The sequence below is a fragment of the Streptomyces sp. RLB3-17 genome, assembly GCF_007113425.2.
Taxonomy (GTDB): domain Bacteria; phylum Actinomycetota; class Actinomycetes; order Streptomycetales; family Streptomycetaceae; genus Streptomyces; species Streptomyces mirabilis_D.
In genome coordinates, this window is record NZ_CP041610.2 from 6,465,256 (window position 1) to 6,479,916 (window position 14,661).

General features: G+C 72.1%; 11 protein-coding genes. 4 read left to right on the top strand and 7 right to left on the bottom strand.

Translation table 11 applies throughout. The features are described from left to right. Positions 1-11 precede the first annotated feature (11 nt). Complete coding sequence (locus FNV62_RS29345) at positions 12-1,979, bottom strand: APC family permease (RefSeq protein WP_097285745.1); 1,968 nt, start codon at positions 1,977-1,979, stop codon at positions 12-14. A gap of 464 nt (positions 1,980-2,443) precedes the next feature. Between FNV62_RS29345 and FNV62_RS29350 the strand changes: the two genes are divergently transcribed. Then, the gene (locus FNV62_RS29350) at positions 2,444-3,979 is read left to right on the top strand and encodes a hypothetical protein (RefSeq protein WP_143627660.1); all 1,536 of its coding nucleotides are present in this window, start codon (positions 2,444-2,446) and stop codon (positions 3,977-3,979) included. A 37-nt stretch (positions 3,980-4,016) separates the two neighbouring features. Here the strand turns inward: FNV62_RS29350 and FNV62_RS29355 are convergent, their stop codons facing one another. The 3 genes from FNV62_RS29355 to FNV62_RS29365 all read right to left on the bottom strand — a co-directional run bounded on the left by FNV62_RS29355 (position 4,017) and on the right by FNV62_RS29365 (position 9,257). Further along, entirely contained in the window at positions 4,017-6,002 is a 1,986-nt protein-coding gene (locus FNV62_RS29355) for an APC family permease (RefSeq protein WP_382026647.1), read from the bottom strand. A 169-nt stretch (positions 6,003-6,171) separates the two neighbouring features. Further along, positions 6,172-8,517 carry an ABC transporter permease gene (locus tag FNV62_RS29360; protein ID WP_143627663.1) on the bottom strand — a complete coding sequence of 782 codons (2,346 nt, stop codon included), beginning with the start codon at positions 8,515-8,517 and terminating at the stop codon, positions 6,172-6,174. Then, positions 8,514-9,257 (bottom strand): ABC transporter ATP-binding protein, encoded by a 744-nt coding sequence (locus FNV62_RS29365; RefSeq protein ID WP_079090092.1) that lies wholly within the window; start codon positions 9,255-9,257, stop codon positions 8,514-8,516. Before FNV62_RS29365 ends, FNV62_RS29360 begins: the two co-directional genes overlap by 4 nt. A 128-nt stretch (positions 9,258-9,385) precedes the next feature. Between FNV62_RS29365 and FNV62_RS29370 the strand changes: the two genes are divergently transcribed. Both FNV62_RS29370 and FNV62_RS29375 read left to right on the top strand, forming a co-directional pair. Further along, positions 9,386-10,270 carry a sensor histidine kinase gene (locus FNV62_RS29370; RefSeq protein ID WP_097285749.1) on the top strand — a complete coding sequence of 295 codons (885 nt, stop codon included), beginning with the start codon at positions 9,386-9,388 and terminating at the stop codon, positions 10,268-10,270. After that, complete coding sequence (locus tag FNV62_RS29375) at positions 10,267-11,007, top strand: response regulator transcription factor (RefSeq protein ID WP_097285750.1); 741 nt, start codon at positions 10,267-10,269, stop codon at positions 11,005-11,007. The genes FNV62_RS29370 and FNV62_RS29375 overlap by 4 nt, the downstream gene beginning before the upstream one ends. Positions 11,008-11,016: 9 nt before the next feature. On the opposite strand, the gene FNV62_RS29380 is transcribed toward FNV62_RS29375, so the two are convergent. From FNV62_RS29380 to FNV62_RS29390, 3 genes are all read right to left on the bottom strand, one after another. Continuing rightward, positions 11,017-11,580, bottom strand: coding sequence for a hypothetical protein (locus FNV62_RS29380; RefSeq protein WP_211180020.1), 564 nt, complete (start codon positions 11,578-11,580; stop codon positions 11,017-11,019). Between the two features lie 547 nt (positions 11,581-12,127). Further along, complete coding sequence (locus FNV62_RS29385; RefSeq protein ID WP_143627665.1) at positions 12,128-13,132, bottom strand: M56 family metallopeptidase; 1,005 nt, start codon at positions 13,130-13,132, stop codon at positions 12,128-12,130. An 18-nt stretch (positions 13,133-13,150) separates the two neighbouring features. Then, complete coding sequence (locus tag FNV62_RS29390) at positions 13,151-13,564, bottom strand: BlaI/MecI/CopY family transcriptional regulator (protein WP_225900413.1); 414 nt, start codon at positions 13,562-13,564, stop codon at positions 13,151-13,153. A 141-nt stretch (positions 13,565-13,705) separates the two neighbouring features. Here FNV62_RS29390 and FNV62_RS29395 point away from each other — a divergent pair, with 141 nt between their 5' ends. Next, positions 13,706-14,542: an undecaprenyl-diphosphate phosphatase gene (locus FNV62_RS29395; protein ID WP_054232183.1), complete on the top strand. Its 837-nt coding sequence runs from the start codon at positions 13,706-13,708 to the stop codon at positions 14,540-14,542. Positions 14,543-14,661 lie beyond the last annotated feature (119 nt).

A 14,661-nucleotide genomic window follows, 5' to 3' on the forward strand; every position in this document is an offset into this window, starting at 1 on the left:
CGGCGGAGCGCTCAGCCGACGTGTACGCGCGGTCGGCGGGAGCGGTCGGGTTCGGCCTCGCGCAGGACCTCTCGGGTGACGGGGGCGACCTCGCCCTGGCCGAAGAGGAAGAAGCGCAGGAAGTTGGTGAAGGGGTCGCCCTCGGTCCACTCGAAGTAGATGTGCGGGGTGCAGCCGGTGCGGTCGCGGACGTACAGGAGCAGGGCGGCGAGGGCGTTGGGGATGGAGGAGGACTCCAGGGTCAGGACGCGGTAGCGGCCGTGGAGCACCTCGCCGCGTACGGTCAGGCCCGCCTCGAACTCCGAGGGGTCCAGGACGGTGACCTCGACGAAGACGAAGTCCTCCTGGGCCGGGAGGTCGTTGTCGGCGCGGATCTGCTCGATCTTCTCGCGGTACTCGGCCTTGTCGCGGTTGTCGGGTTCGTTGGCGATGAACCGGATCCGGCGGCTGGCTATGTCGCGTACGAACCGGTCCGCCATGTCGTCCAGGCTCACACTGGTCACCCGCAGTTCGAAGGCGCGGGCCAGCCGGGAGAGCAGCGAGACGAGGATGATGCCGGCGATGAAGCAGGCGCCGATCTTGACGCCGTCGGGGCGCTCGATGACGTTGACGACGGTCGTGTAGAGGAAGACCGCGGAGATGACGGCGAAGGCGATGGTCCACTTGCGCTGGCCGGCCTTGCGCGCGGCGATGGTCACGGCGATCGCGGCGGAGCTGATGAGGACGAGGACACCGGTGGCGTAGGCGCCGCCCTGCGCGTCGACGTCGGCATTGAAGATCCAGGTGACCAGGAACGCCACCAGGGTGAAGACGATCACCATGGGGCGGACGGCGCGTGCCCAGTGCGGGGCCATGCCGTAGCGGGGGAGGTAGCGGGGCATGAGGTTGAGCAGTCCGGCCATGGCGGAGGCGCCCGCGAACCACAGGATGGCGATGGTCGACACGTCGTAGACCGTGCCGAAGGCGCCGCCGAGGTATTCGTGCGCGAGATAGGCGAGGGCGCGGCCGTTGGCCTGGCCGCCGGACTTGAACTCCTGCTCCGGGATGAGGAGCGTGGTGATGAAGCTGGTGAAGATGAGGAAGACGCTCATGATCACGGCGGCGGTGGTCAGCAGCTTCTTGGTGTCCCGGATGCGGCCGGTCGGCTTCTCGTCGGTGTCGGTGGCGTCGCCCTGGACGTGCGGCATGACGGCGACGCCGGTCTCGAAGCCGGAGAGGCCGAGGGCCAGTTTGGGGAAGACCAGGAGGGCGACCCCGACCATCGCGAAGACGTTTCCGTGTTCGGTGGTCAGGGCGCTGGTCCAGTCGGTGATCACATGCTCGGCCGTCGCCACGTGCCACAGGCCCACGATCACGACCACGACGTTGAGGGCGAGATAGATCCCGACCAGGACGACGGCGACGCCGATCGCCTCCAGGAAGCCCTTGAGGAACACCGCGCCGAGCAGGGCCACCAGGATGAGCGTGATCAGCATCTGCTGGTTGTGCAGCGTGCTGGTGAGGTGGGGGTTCTCGACCAGGTGGGTGGAGGCGTCGGCCGCCGACAGGGTGATGGTGATCAGGAAGTCGGTGGCGGCGAAGCCCAGCAGGGTCAGGACGAACAGCTTGCCCTTCCAGAACGACAGCAGCCGCTCCAGCATCGCGATCGAGCCCTCGCCGCGCGGGCTCTCCTCGGCCACCCGCCGGTAGACGGGCAGTGCGCCCGCCAGGGTGACGATGACGAGCACGATGGTCGCGACGGGCGAGAGGAGTCCGGCGGCCAGGGCCGCGATGCCGGGCTGGTAGCCCAGTGTCGAGAAGTAGTCGACGCCGGTCAGGCACATCACCCGCCACCAGCGCTGCCCCTGGTGCACGGGCTCCGGCAGGGCGTGCGGGCCCTGCGGGGTCCTGCCCATGTCGGACAGCCCCTCGAGCATCCACGCACGCAGCCGGCTCGTACCCGTCGTACCTCCGGGACGAGCGTGGTCGGTGGTGGCCATCGGGGTGCTCCTGACGTGCTGCCCGGCGTAGTGCCCATTGTGATCCGATTGTGGGCAATGGGGGAGAAAACGGCAGGGCGGTGGACATTGCGGCGAACGGGGGACGGCGGTGCGGTCGCGGAGGTGGCAGCCCTCGGTCCGGCACCGAGGTCCGGCACTCCGGTCCGGCGCTCGGTCCGCCCCCGACGACGAGAATGCCGTGCTTTTCGCACATGTGGTCGGCCGACGGCGTCAAGGCCGCGTCAAAGTCGTCCGGTGCGACATCAGGGGCCCATCAAGGTCCGGTGTGTGTGAGGTGAAGCGGTCACAGACTGGGCGCGGCACGGGGGACACGGGCGAGCGTCCGTGGCGTGCCGATGGAGGGGTTCGTGGCTGTCACGGGCGGTACCACGCACAGTCCTGCGGCGCGAGCCGGGACCACGCACAGTCCGGCGCGAGCCGGGACCGTCGGAGCGCCACCGCGCGTGGCGAGCGCCCCCTCCGGGGGTGGGCGCCAGCCTCGGCCCAGGCGCGGGGGGCCGCGATCCAGACGCCCCCGACGCGCCGGGCGGTCCCGAAGTCCCGGGCTCCCTCCGCGCTACGCAGCCCGAAGAGCCGCCACCGCCCTGCACCGCCGTTTCTGGGCGACCCTGCCCGCGCGACTGCGGCTGCTGCGCACCGTCACCCTCCTGCTGACCGTCGCCCTCGCCCTGCTGCTCGGGCTGGCCGGACTCGCCGCCACCGGCACCTGGGACACCGTCGCGGGCCGCGACGCACCCCGCACCACCAGCGCCGCCGACCTGAACCTCGCCCTCAACGACATGGACGCGCAGGCCGCCAACCTCCTGCTGGCCGGCGGCGACGGGGGCAAGGGGCGCCTGGCGACGCCGTACGACAAGGCGGTCGGCTTCTACGGGGACGCGCGCCGCGCGATCGGGCACGACCTGCGCGCCCTCGCCGTCGCCGCCCAGGGCGACGCCGCCGACGAGCACACCGTCGAGTCGCTCACCGACGACTTCGCCGAGTACCAGGAGCTGATCGGCCGCACGCTGGAGAACGACGACCGCGCCGGCGGCAGACCGGCCGCGCTCGTCGACTACCGCGAGGCCACCGATCTCCTCCAGGCCCGGCTCCTGCCGAGCGCGAGGAAGCTGGTGGACTCCAACAACAGCGCCTTCGACCGGCAGTACGACCAGGCCCGTTCGGTCCTCGCGGCCGAGCTCGCCGCCGTTCTCGTGCTCGGCGCGCTGCTGCTCGCCGCCCTCGGCGTCCTCCAGTGGTACCTGGCCCGCCGCTTCCGCCGGATCCTCAACCCCGGTGTGCTGGCCGCCGGCGTCTGCGCGCTGCTCGCCGTGCTCCTCGGCGGCCAGGCGCTGTCCGCCTCCGCCGACCGGCTGCACGGCGCCCGCCGCGACGCCTTCGACTCCGTCGTCGCCCTCTCCCGCGCCCGCGCGATCGCCTACGACGCGAACGCCGACGAGAGCCGCTATCTGCTGGACCCCGAGCGCCGCGAACAGTACGCGCAGGCGTTCCTCGCCAAGTCGCAGCAGTTGTACGGGATGAAGGGCGCGAGCCTCGACTCGTACGACTCCGGGCTCGCCACGACTTGGAAGGAGTACCGCGCCGACCACCACACCCTGGACTTCGGCGGCGAGTTCGCGCGTGAACTCGCCAACCTCACCTTCCCCGGCGAACGGGCCGCGGCGGAGCGGACGGTGGACGCGTACGCCGTCTACCAGCGCGACGACCGGAGGATCCGGGCCCTGGTCGCGCAGGGCAAGGAGGGCGAGGCCGTCGCGTTCTGCATGGGCTGGGAGCCGGGCACGTCCAACGCCCACTTCGGGGCCTGGATGACGGCGCTGGACCAGGTGACGGACATCAATCGGCGGCACTTCACGGCGGCGGTCCGCGCGGGCCGCTTCGAGGCCACCGGACTGCTCCCGTGGACGTGCGGTCTGCTGCTCGGCGCGGGTGCGCTGATCCTGCTGGGGCTGCGACCGAGGCTCGCCGAGTTCCGCTGAACGGGGGTGCGCCGCACCGGGTTCCGCCGTGGGCGCGTCACCGGTGCCGGGTGCCCGCCCGGGGCGCCGGACCCTGCGGTTCCCCCCGCCGGAAGGACCCCGGCGCCCTGGCCGCGGGCCGGTCGGCGTGGGCGGAGGACGTCAGCTGCCACGGCACGCTCGTGACCATGACTCCCGGGGTGAACAGGAGCCGGTTCTTCAGCCACAGCGCCGACTGGTTGTGCAGGAGGTTCTCCCACCAGTGTCCGACGACGTACTCGGGGATGAAGACGGCGACGATGTCCCGCGGGCTCTCGCGGCGGATCGAGCGGACGTACTCCACGACCGGCCGGGTCACCTCGCGGTACGGCGAGTCGATGATCTTCAGCGGGACGTCGATGCCGTACTCCTCCCAGCGCCTGAGCAGCGCCGCCGCCTCGTCACGGTCGACGGAGACCGTCAGGGCCTCCAGCCGGTCGGGGCGGAAGGCGCGCGCGTAGGCGAGGGCACGAAGGGTCGGCTTGTGCAGGGTGGAGACCAGTACGATCCCCAACACGCGTGAGGGGAGGGTGAGGTCGCCCTTCGGGTCGGCCACCGCCAGTTCCGCCGACGTGGCGTCGTAGTGGCGCCGGATGCCGCGCATCATCACCCACAGCACGATCGCGGCGAGTACGGCGAGCCACGCGCCCTCCGTGAACTTGGTGGCCAGCACGATCACCAGGACCAGGCCGGTGACGACCGAGCCGAGCGCGTTGATCACCCGGGCCGTGTGGTGGCGGCGCCGCGGCGCGGGGTCGCGTTCCGTGCGCAGCTCGCTGTTCCAGTGCCGGACCATGCCCAGCTGGGAGAGCGTGAAGGCGGTGAACACGCCCAGGATGTAGAGGTGGATGAGGCTGGTGACGTTCGCCTTGAAGCCCCACAGCAGCAGAGCCGCGACGACCGCGAGCGCCAGGATGCCGTTGGAGAACGCGAGCCGGTCGCCCCGGTTGTGCAACTGGTGGGGCAGATAGCGGTGTTGGGCCAGGATGGACGCGAGCAGGGGAAAGCCGTTGAAGGCCGTGTTCGCCGCCAGGATCAGGACCAGCGCGGTCGCCGCCTGGATGACGTAGAAGCCGACGCTGTGCTCGCCGCCGAAGACCGCCGCCGCGATCTGTGCGATCACCGTGCGCTGGGTGTACGAGGCGCAGTCGCCGGTGAGTCCCGTCAGCCGGCACGCGTCGTCCGTGATGTGCACCTTGGTGATCAGTGCCAGCGCGGTGACACCCACGAACATGACGATCGCGAGGGCACCCATCGCGGTCAGTGTCTCGGCCGCGTTCCTCGACTTGGGCTTGCGGAAGGCCGGTACGCCGTTGGAGATGGCCTCCACCCCGGTCAGCGCCGTACAGCCGGAGGAGAACGCGCGCAGCACCAGCATCAGCAGGGCGAGACCCGTCAGGTTCGCGTCCGAGGGGTCCGGCGAGACGCCGTACGCGGCGCTCTCGGCGACCGGTGCGTCCCCGAGGGCGTAGCGGATCAGGCCCGTGACCACCATGACGAGGACACCGCTGATGAAGAGGTACGTCGGTGCGGCGAAGGCGCGTCCCGACTCCCGGACGCCCCGCAGGTTCATCGCCGTCAGGACCGCCACGAAGCCGATCGCCATCAGGACGCGGTGGTCGGCGAGGCGTGGGACGGCGGAGATGATGTTGTCGACGCCGGAGGCGACCGAGACGGCCACCGTCATGACGTAGTCGACGAGGAGCGAGGCGGCGACGACCAGTCCGGCGGTCGGGCCGAGGTTCGTCGACACCACCTCGTACGAGCCGCCGCCGCTCGGGTAGGCGTGCACCACCTGGCGGTACGACAGCACCACGACCGCCATCAGCGCCACGACCGAGGCCGCGATCCACGGCGTGAAGTGCAGGTAGGCAAGGCCGCCCAGGGTGAGGACCAGCAGGATCTCCTGGGTCGCGTACGCCACCGAGGACAGCGGGTCCGAGGCGAAGATCGGCAGGGCGAGCCGCTTGGGCAGCAGCGTCTCGTGCAGCTCTTCGCTGCGCATGGCCCGGCCGATCACCAGCCGCTTGAGGATCCCCGTGACGTTGAACACGGGCGGAGGGTAAGCCGGGGGAGGGGCCGGGAGGGGGCCCGACACTCACTCCGGGCCGCAGCTGACTCAGAGGTCGCGCGGACAGGGGTGGTGGAGGGCCTCCTCCGACACGGCGCGGACGTCACTCGGTGTGCAGGACTCGGGCGATGGTCTGCCGTGCCGCCGCACGCGCCGGTATCACCGCGCCCAGTGCGGCGATGGCAACCCCGGCCAGCGCCAGCAGCGTCATCGACCCGGGATGCCACACGTCCAGCATCCGGTCCGGGAAGGTGAGGTGGGCGCTGCGCTCGGTCATCGGGACCACCACGCGGTACGCCGCGACTCCCAGCGGCAGCCCCAGGATCCCGCCGACCAGGCCCAGCCCGGCCATGGACACCACCATCATCACCGTGACCTGCCGGGGCGTCATGCCGATCGACTTGAGCATCCCGAGGTCGCGTCGCCGCTCCCGGGCGCTCAGTACGACGGTGTTGAACACCCCCATCGCGGCGACCACCGTCAGCATCAGGGTCAGCACGGACGCGGAACTGATCACCGTCACGGCCCCGGCGTTCACCGAAGTCTTCGCGTCCGGGTAGAGACCAGGGTCGGCGGCCCGGACGGCCTTCACATAGGCGCCGACATCGGCTCCGGGGGTGAGCCGCACCCAGTACTGGTTGGCCTGCGCGCCCGGTGCGAGGGCGGTCAGGGTCGCCCAGTCCGCGCGCATCCAGTCCGCCGGCCCGGACATGACCTCCCCGACCAGGGTCACTCGCTCCCGCCGGCCGCCCGCCGCACCGAGGACGAAGGAGTCACCGAGACGCATGCCGTACTTGGACAGGAACCGGCCGGAGACCACCACCTCGCCGGGCCCCCGCATCCAGCGGCCCCTGGCCAGGTCGTCCTGGAGAGCCGACCGTCCCCCGCGCTCGCCCTCGATCGACACGTCCTCGCTCTGCCCGAGCAGCCGTACGTCGGCGAAGCCCACGGCGGACACGTCCGCCGCGTGCGGCAGTCCGCGCAGCAGCGCCTGGGCCGCGACGTCGCCGTGCTTCGGGGCGGTCTGCCCGAACCTGGCTTCCCCTCGCCCGACGATCACCTGCACCTTGCCGACGCCCTCGACCGCGTTGCCGTAGGAGACCATGGTGGCCGACAGGCCGGTGGCGAACGTCACCGTCGCCACCCCGAGCAGGACCGCGGAGACGGTGAGCAGCGCCCGTCCGGGCCGAGCGAAGGGCAGGCCCAGGCCCAGACTCACCGAGCGCGGCAGCCGCACCCCGCTCAGCCACCGCTGCACCGCGAGCCCCCGTCCGCCACTGGGTGCGCTGCCCGCGCTGATCGCACGGGCCACGGAGAGCCGGTGCGCGCGCAGTGCCGGGATCAGCGCGGCCAGCAGCACCACGGCCGGCATGCCGAGCGCCGTGGTCGCGTACACCCAGGAGCCGATCGTCGGCGCGACGTTCACCGTGCCGAGGTCCGCGCCCTGGAAGACCACGTGCAGCAGCGGCCGCGCCACCACCGCGCCCAGGGCCGTACCGGCGAGCGCGCCCGCCGTCGCCGGGACGCAGATCATCACCATGTAGACCGCGACCACCTGGTTGGGCGTGAACCCAAGGGACTTGAGCACCCCGATGTGCCGGAAGCCCGACACCACGGCACCGCTCACCACATTGGCCACGATCAGGACCGCCACCAGCAGACCGAGGATCCCGAAGGCCATAAGGAACGGCACGAAGGCGTTGGGCTTGGACGCGATCTGCGCCTTCAGCGTCAGATACGACTGGCCGGCGACCTGCGATCCGGACGGCAGGCCGGCGGTCACCGCGGCGGTGTCCGTGCTGATCTGACGGGCTGTCGCGACCTGGTCGAACCGGTACAGCATCTGGTACGTCGTGGGGTGCAGGGCCGCGATCTGCTGCGTGGAGACCCAAGCCTGGGCGGTCCCGCTCACGCTGGACGCGAGGCCGACCACGGTCAGCGGCGGCAGCCCGGGCAGCCGGATCCGCTTGCCGATCGGCGAGTCCGGCCCCTTGCCCGCGCCGGGCCCGTCGATGGACGCCAGGACGATCTCGCCGGGGCCGGTGGCCCAGTGCCCGGCGAAGAGGTCGAGGCGGTCGACCGGTCCACCCGGCTGCGCCCGCCCCACCACGGTCAGGGGGCCGGGCCCCATTCCGGGCATCTCGGAGGCCGCGTTCTGCGGCAAGTCGACCACGGCTTCCGGGAACGGCCCGGCCCAGGCCCGCACGCCCGGACGGTGCGCGGTCCGCGCCAACTGCGCGCCGGAGACCTTCGCCGCGTCGAAGGTGGCGATGACGTGCGCGCCGCGCGCCTGGCCGAAGAGCCGGTCGAACGGTCCGGACGCGACGTCCAGCAGGCCGAGGGCGACCACCAGGGCCATGCTGGAGACCAGGACCACCACGCCGATCACGGAGGTCTGCAGCCGGCGGCGGCGCACGGCCGCGCGCGAGGCGCGCCACACCGCGCTCATGCCGACCGCTCCAGGGTCCGTTCGCCGATGATCCGGCCGTCCGCCATGGTCACCAGGCGGCTGGCGCAGCGCGTCGCCAGCCGCTGGTCGTGCGTCACCAGCAGGAGGGTCTGGCCCAGTTCGTTGAGGTCGATGAGCAGGTCCATCACCTGCTCGCCCGCGTGGCTGTCCAGCGCACCGGTCGGCTCGTCCGCCAGCAGCAGCGCGGGACGGTTCATCAGTGCGCGGGCCACCGCGACCCGCTGGCGCTCGCCGCCGCTGAGTGCGGCGGGATAGACGTTCTTGCGGTCGGCGATGCCGAGCTCGTCCAGCAACTCCAGCGCCCGGCGCCGGGCCTGGCGGGCCGGAGTTCCGGTGAGCTGGGCGGCCAGGGCGACGTTGTCGATCGCGGGCAGGTCGTCGATGAGGTTGAAGAACTGGAAGATCATGCCGATCCGGCGGCGCCGGAAGAGCGCGAGGCCGGTCTCGTTGATCCGGCCCAGGTCCTCGCCGTGTACGTGCACCGAGCCCGCGCTCGGCCGGTCAAGGCCGGCGATCATGTTCAACAGGGTCGACTTGCCGCAGCCGGACGGGCCCATCACCGCCACCGCCTCCCCGGCCCGGATCTCCAGCGACACCCCGTTCAGGGCGACGGTGTCGCCGTACTCCTTGCGCAGGCCGCTCACCCGGACGACTTCCTGGTCGCGCACGGCGGCCGGGGCGGTCGCCGGGGCCGTGTCGCTGATGTCTTCGGTGGTCATGGCAGGGACGGTAGGCGGCGTGGGCCGTCCGGGCGTCAGCCCCCGGAGGTAACCCGCGACGGTCGTCATCCTGGCGATGTACGGGGTGGACCCGCAGGTGGACGCCCCCTCGCCGGCTGCCTGGCACGATGGACGGCGTGTGGACATCGGGGACGGGCCGGCTGCTCATCGCCCTCGCGGGGGTGAGCCTGGCGGTGGCCGGGGGCGCTGTCGTGTTGCTGGCGCGGGCCCGCCGCCGCTACCGCAGGGTCCTGGAGGACCGGGGCTGGCTGCTGGAGCGCGAGCGGGAGGCCGCCGCCCGCACGGCGGTCGCGGCCGAGCGCGCCCGTATCGCCCGCGAGCTGCACGACATCGTCAGCCACAAGGTCAGCCTGATGGTCGTATCGGCGAGCGCGGCTCGTGAGGTGCTGGTCACCCTGCCGGGCGAGGCGGAGACCGCGCTGCGGGCCGTCGAGGGTGCCGGACGCGACGCGATGACCGAACTGCGCCACCTGCTCGGCCTGTTGGCGCCGTCGCCCGACGGCGACGACGATGAGCGGGCCGAGCGGTACGGCGAAGGAGACCTCTCCGGGCTCGCGCCGCAGCCGAGCCTGAGTCGACTGAGCACCCTCGTCGACCGGATCGCTTTCGCCGGCCTCCCGGTCGAGGTGCGGATCTCCGGTGAACCGCGCCCGCTGCCGCCCGGCATCGACGTCACCGCCTACCGGATCGTCCAGGAGGCGCTGACCAACGCGCTCAAGTACGGCGAGGGCGGCAGGGCGGCGGTGACGGTGCGCTACGCCGACCACAGTCTGCGGGTCGAGGTGCTCAACAGCGGACCGAGCGTGCTGTCCGCCGACCGCGCGAGCAGGGATGCCGGACCGGGCGCCCGCGAGCGCCGGGACGACGGTGCCGGGCGCGGTCTGATCGGTCTGCGCGAGCGCGTCGCCGTCTACGGGGGCCGCTTCGACGCCCGGCGCCGCATCGGCGGCGGCTACCGCGTCCGAGCCCGCATCCCCCTGGAGCGCCCGTGACCGAATCCGCCCCCGACGGCCGCGCCCCGCGCGTCCTCATCGCCGACGACGAGGAGCTCATCCGAACCGGCTTCCGCCTCATCCTCGCCTCGCGCGGCATCGACGTCATCGGCGAGGCCGCAGACGGCGTTCAGGCCGTCGCGGAAGCCGAACGGCTGTGCCCGGACGTCCTTCTGATGGACATCCGGATGCCGCACCTGGACGGCCTGGAAGCCGCCCGACGCGTCCTGCGGCTGCTCCCGCACTGCCGGGTGATCATGCTGACCACCTTCGACCTCGACCGCTACGTCTACGCGGCGCTCGCCGCCGGGGCGAGCGGCTTCCTGCTCAAGGACGTCACCGCCGCCCACCTCGCGGCAGCGGTGCGACTGGTGAACACCGGAGACGCACTGCTCGCCCCCTCGATCACCCGCCGTCTGGTCGAGCGCTATGCGACCGCCCGCGATGGCGAGGAGGCCGGCCCGGCTCACCGCCCCACCGCTTCGGCGGCGGCCCGCACGCTCGCGGTCCACCGCGACCTGGCTCCACTGACCCCTCGTGAACTCGAGGTGCTGGCCCTGATGGGCCGCGGCCTGTCGAACACCGAACTCGCCGGAGCCCTCACCCTCAGCGAGGCCACCGTGAAGACCCACGTCGCCCGGATCTTCGCCAAGCTCGCGCTCCGCGACCGCGCACAGGCCGTCGTCCTCGCCTACGAGACGGGCCTGGTCGCCCCCGGCGGCTCCGCCGCCGGTTGACCCCGGTCCTCACTCCAGCCCGGACACCTTGAAGACCGTCAGTGCCGTCTCGCGGTCGATCCGCTCCGAGACGCGGTGCAGCGCGGTCTCCCCGCACGAGAGCGTGGAGCGCAGCGCGGACAGGCGTGCGTCCTCGTCGAGGCGGCGCCACAGGGGCGGATTGGCGACCAGGACCCGGGGGTCGATCTCGACGCGAGCGCCGAACGTGTCCCGCAGCACGAGCCGCTGGCCGACTCCGTCCAGGCAGCGCACCGACACCAGGTGGTCGGTGCGCACCAGGCGCGCGCGCAGCAACCCGCGCGAGACCAGCCAGCCCTCGCCCGCGGAGACCCGGGTGGGGTACAGCACGAGAAACAGCAGCACCGCGAGCGCGGCCCACAGGGTGGCGCGTGGCGCGGAGAGGGTGCCGACTCCCCAGTCGATGAGGAGGAGAAGGGCGAGGAGCACGGCCGCGCAGCGGATCGAACTGCGTACGTCCTGGGCCCAGAGGTGGTCGCGCGCCACTTCCGCGGAGGGTGGGGCGGGTGCGTCGACCGCGGTGCGCGCGTTGTTGCGGCGGTTGCGGCGTTCCATACGACCGACGGTAGAGACCGGGGAGGCCGGAGGCAGCATGCCTTGACGGGTCTCTGATGACTTGGGCGTCAAGGATGCGACAAGAGGCTTCGGCCTGCCGCCGCGGTCCGGGAGGCACAGGGTCCGGCCGTGGCGGGCGAAGAGTCCGTCGCGGGAGGTGAGGTGGCCGAGGTCGAGGCGGAGGTGGTCGGACAGGTCACAGACGGCTCCCGGGCCGCCGTCGCAGCTCGCGGCGGCGTGGCCGTCCCGGTCCGGGCTTCCGAACACGCCCCGGGGACCGAACCCGTACCCGGCTCCACGCGCCCCACCCCGATCCTCGACTGGACCCACCCGAACGTCACCGCCCTCGTCGAGCGGATCCCCGGACGACCTGCGGAGCACCTCGCGGACGCCGGCGCTCGGGCGGGGCTCGTGCAGCCAGCGGATGGCGGTGCTGGAGGCCGTCGCGCGGGCCGTCGCCGTACCCACGCGCGTGCGGGGGCTGCTGACCCGGTCGCCTCCCGCACGTGGGGGAGATGGCTGACCGCGCGAGGACTCGACGACCGGTTCAGCCGAAGGGCAAGGCGTCGTGGTTCGGCCTGTCCGTGTCGGGGTGATGCGGGTCGTGGTGGTGGGCGATGCCGACCACCTCGAGGAGGTCGTGCAGGTCGCGGGTGGCGGCGACGGTCGACACCATGGTGAGGGCCAGGCACGCCGTCGTGACGAGGGCGAGCCCCGGATGGCGGGTGAGCGGCGGGGCGAGGAGGGCGGCGACCCGGCGGGGGACCGGGCCCGCGCCGGCGAGCGGTCCCCGTCGGCCGAGGACGCCGCGGAAGCCGAGGGTGGAGAGGCGGGGGGCGGGGGCGTTGTGGGCGGCCAGGGCCGCCTTGCCGACCGCGCGGGCGACCCGGCGGCGGTCGCCGGTGGCTCGGGCGGCCTGTTCGTCGGCCCAGCGCTCCACGGTGTAGGTGACGGCGGTGGCGAAGGGCCGCAGGAGGGGGTTGGCGGCGGCGCCCAGGCCGGCCAGGGCCACGAACAGATAGTGATGGGCGGTGAGATGGGCGCGCTCGTGGGCGAGCAGGATGTCGTGCTCGGCCTTGTCCAGGGTGCGCAGCATGCCGGTGGAGACGACGACCCGCCCCGGCAGGCCCGGCAGCGCGTACGCGTCCGGCGCCTCGTCCTCGACGATGACGAGGCCGTCCGGCGTGGGCATGCACGCGGCGTCCCAGATGGCGGAGGCGATGGAGCGGGCCCGGCGCCACAGCATCCGCGCCGCGGTCAGCAGCGCGCCGCCGAGCAGGAGGCCGGCGAGGAGCGCGACCGGCGGTTCGGCGGGGTCGTTGACCTGCGCGGTGCGGGCCGACCAGTGGCCGAGGTCGGCGAGGAACGGAACGCCTATCAGACCGGTGATCGCCAGTAGTCCCAGTGAGACGGTGGTCGCCACGCCCAGGATCAGCGCGGAGGCGGTGAGCAGCCAGGTGGCCAGGCGCGGTTCGCAGCGTTCGGAGAGCGGGCGGGCGCCGAGAGGCGCGATCACGGACAGCAGCAGCGGCAGATAGACGGCGATACGCATCCGGGCGGGCTCCTTGTCCTACCGGTCTGGGTCCGCGTCGGATCCCAGCAGGTGGCGCAGCAGGTCCGCGTCGGTGTCGGACAGGCTGTCGGCGAAGCGGGCGAGCACCGCCTCGCGGTCGGGGCGCTCCTCGAGCACGGTGCGCATCCGGCGGGCGGCGAACCCGGGGTCGTCGGTCACGGGCGCGTAGGCGTACGCCCGTCCGCGCCGGGTGCGGGTGAGCAGCTGCTTGGTGTGCATCCGGGTGAGGATCGTGACCACGCTGCTGTACGTCAGCTCGCCCCCGAGCCGTTCGGCGACCTCGCCCGGGGTGAGCGCGGCCTCGGCCCGCTGGAGTACGCCGAGGATCTCGGACTCCCGCTCGCCGTTGGCCCGCTTGGAGCCCCGAGCCTGTGAATCGCGTGAATCGAGGCCCATGGGTTTGTCGTTCACCCGTCCATCTTCTACAGTCGTGTAAAACTTGAGCTTCTACGGCGGTGTAAATGCTGCCGTGGTCCGAGTCTGCCATGTGTCGCCGTGCGCCCGTGCCCCGGGGGACACGTGCTCGCCCCGTTCACCGCAGAGATGGATCCCATGAGTGTTATCAGCGTCGGCCAGGCCGTCGTCCTGGGAGTCGTCGAGGGAGTGACCGAGTTCCTCCCCGTCTCCTCCACCGGCCACCTCAAGATCACCGAGGGGCTGATGAACATCCCGGTCGACGACAAGGCCGTCGTCGGCTTCACCGCCGTCATCCAGGTCGGCGCGATCGCCGCCGTGCTCGTGTACTTCTTCAAGGACATCGTGCGGATCGTCTCGGCGTGGGGCCGGGGACTGCGCGACCGCGAGGAGCGGCACAGTCACGACTACAAGTTCGCCTGGTGGGTCATCTACGCCACCATCCCGATCGTGATCGTGGGCCTCGCCGCCAAGCCGCTCATCGACGGGGCGCTCGGCTCCCTCTGGGTGGTCGCCGTCTCGCTGATCGTCGGCAGTGGCGCGATGTGGGCGGCGGACCAGATGGGACGCCACAAGCGCGGCGAGGACGACACCACCTTCAAGGACGCGATGCTGGTGGGCTGTTCACAGATCCTCGCGCTGCTCTTCCCGGGCTTCTCGCGCTCCGGCGCCACGATGTCGACCGCGCTGATCCTGGACCTGGACCGGGTCGCCGCCACCCGGCTCTCCTTCTTCCTCGGCATCCCCGCCCTCACCGGCGCCGGTCTGTACGAGCTGAAGGACGCCGTCGGCGCGGGGGTGGGCGCCGTGCCGCTGGCCGTCGGCACCGCCGTCTCCTTCGTCGTCGCCTACGCGTCGATCGCCTGGCTGCTGAAGTTCGTCGCCAAGCACTCCTTCAACGCCTTCGTGATCTACAGGATTGTCGTCGGCGTGCTGCTGCTCGGGCTGCTGGGTGCGGGAGCGCTCAACGCCTGAGTGCTGAGCGCCTGAGTGCTCGACACCTGAGCGCTCAACACCTCACCACCGGCGTCGGTCCGCATCGCCGACGCCGGTGGCGGCGACCTCGGTCGCTCCTGCGTTTGTTTCCTTCGCCT

Bases quoted from the DNA above. Each gene is read 5' to 3' on its own strand.
- FNV62_RS29345 (WP_097285745.1), bottom strand. From the start codon at position 1,979: ATGGCCACCACCGACCACGCTCGTCCCGGAGGTACGACGGGTACGAGC.
- FNV62_RS29355 (WP_382026647.1), bottom strand. From the start codon at position 6,002: ATGCGCAGCGAAGAGCTGCACGAGACGCTGCTGCCCAAGCGGCTCGCC.
- FNV62_RS29360 (WP_143627663.1), bottom strand. From the start codon at position 8,517: ATGAGCGCGGTGTGGCGCGCCTCGCGCGCGGCCGTGCGCCGCCGCCGG.
- FNV62_RS29365 (WP_079090092.1), bottom strand. From the start codon at position 9,257: ATGACCACCGAAGACATCAGCGACACGGCCCCGGCGACCGCCCCGGCC.
- FNV62_RS29370 (WP_097285749.1), top strand. From the start codon at position 9,386: ATGGACGGCGTGTGGACATCGGGGACGGGCCGGCTGCTCATCGCCCTC.
- FNV62_RS29380 (WP_211180020.1), bottom strand. From the start codon at position 11,580: ATGGAACGCCGCAACCGCCGCAACAACGCGCGCACCGCGGTCGACGCA.
- FNV62_RS29385 (WP_143627665.1), bottom strand. From the start codon at position 13,132: ATGCGTATCGCCGTCTATCTGCCGCTGCTGCTGTCCGTGATCGCGCCT.
- FNV62_RS29395 (WP_054232183.1), top strand. From the start codon at position 13,706: ATGAGTGTTATCAGCGTCGGCCAGGCCGTCGTCCTGGGAGTCGTCGAG.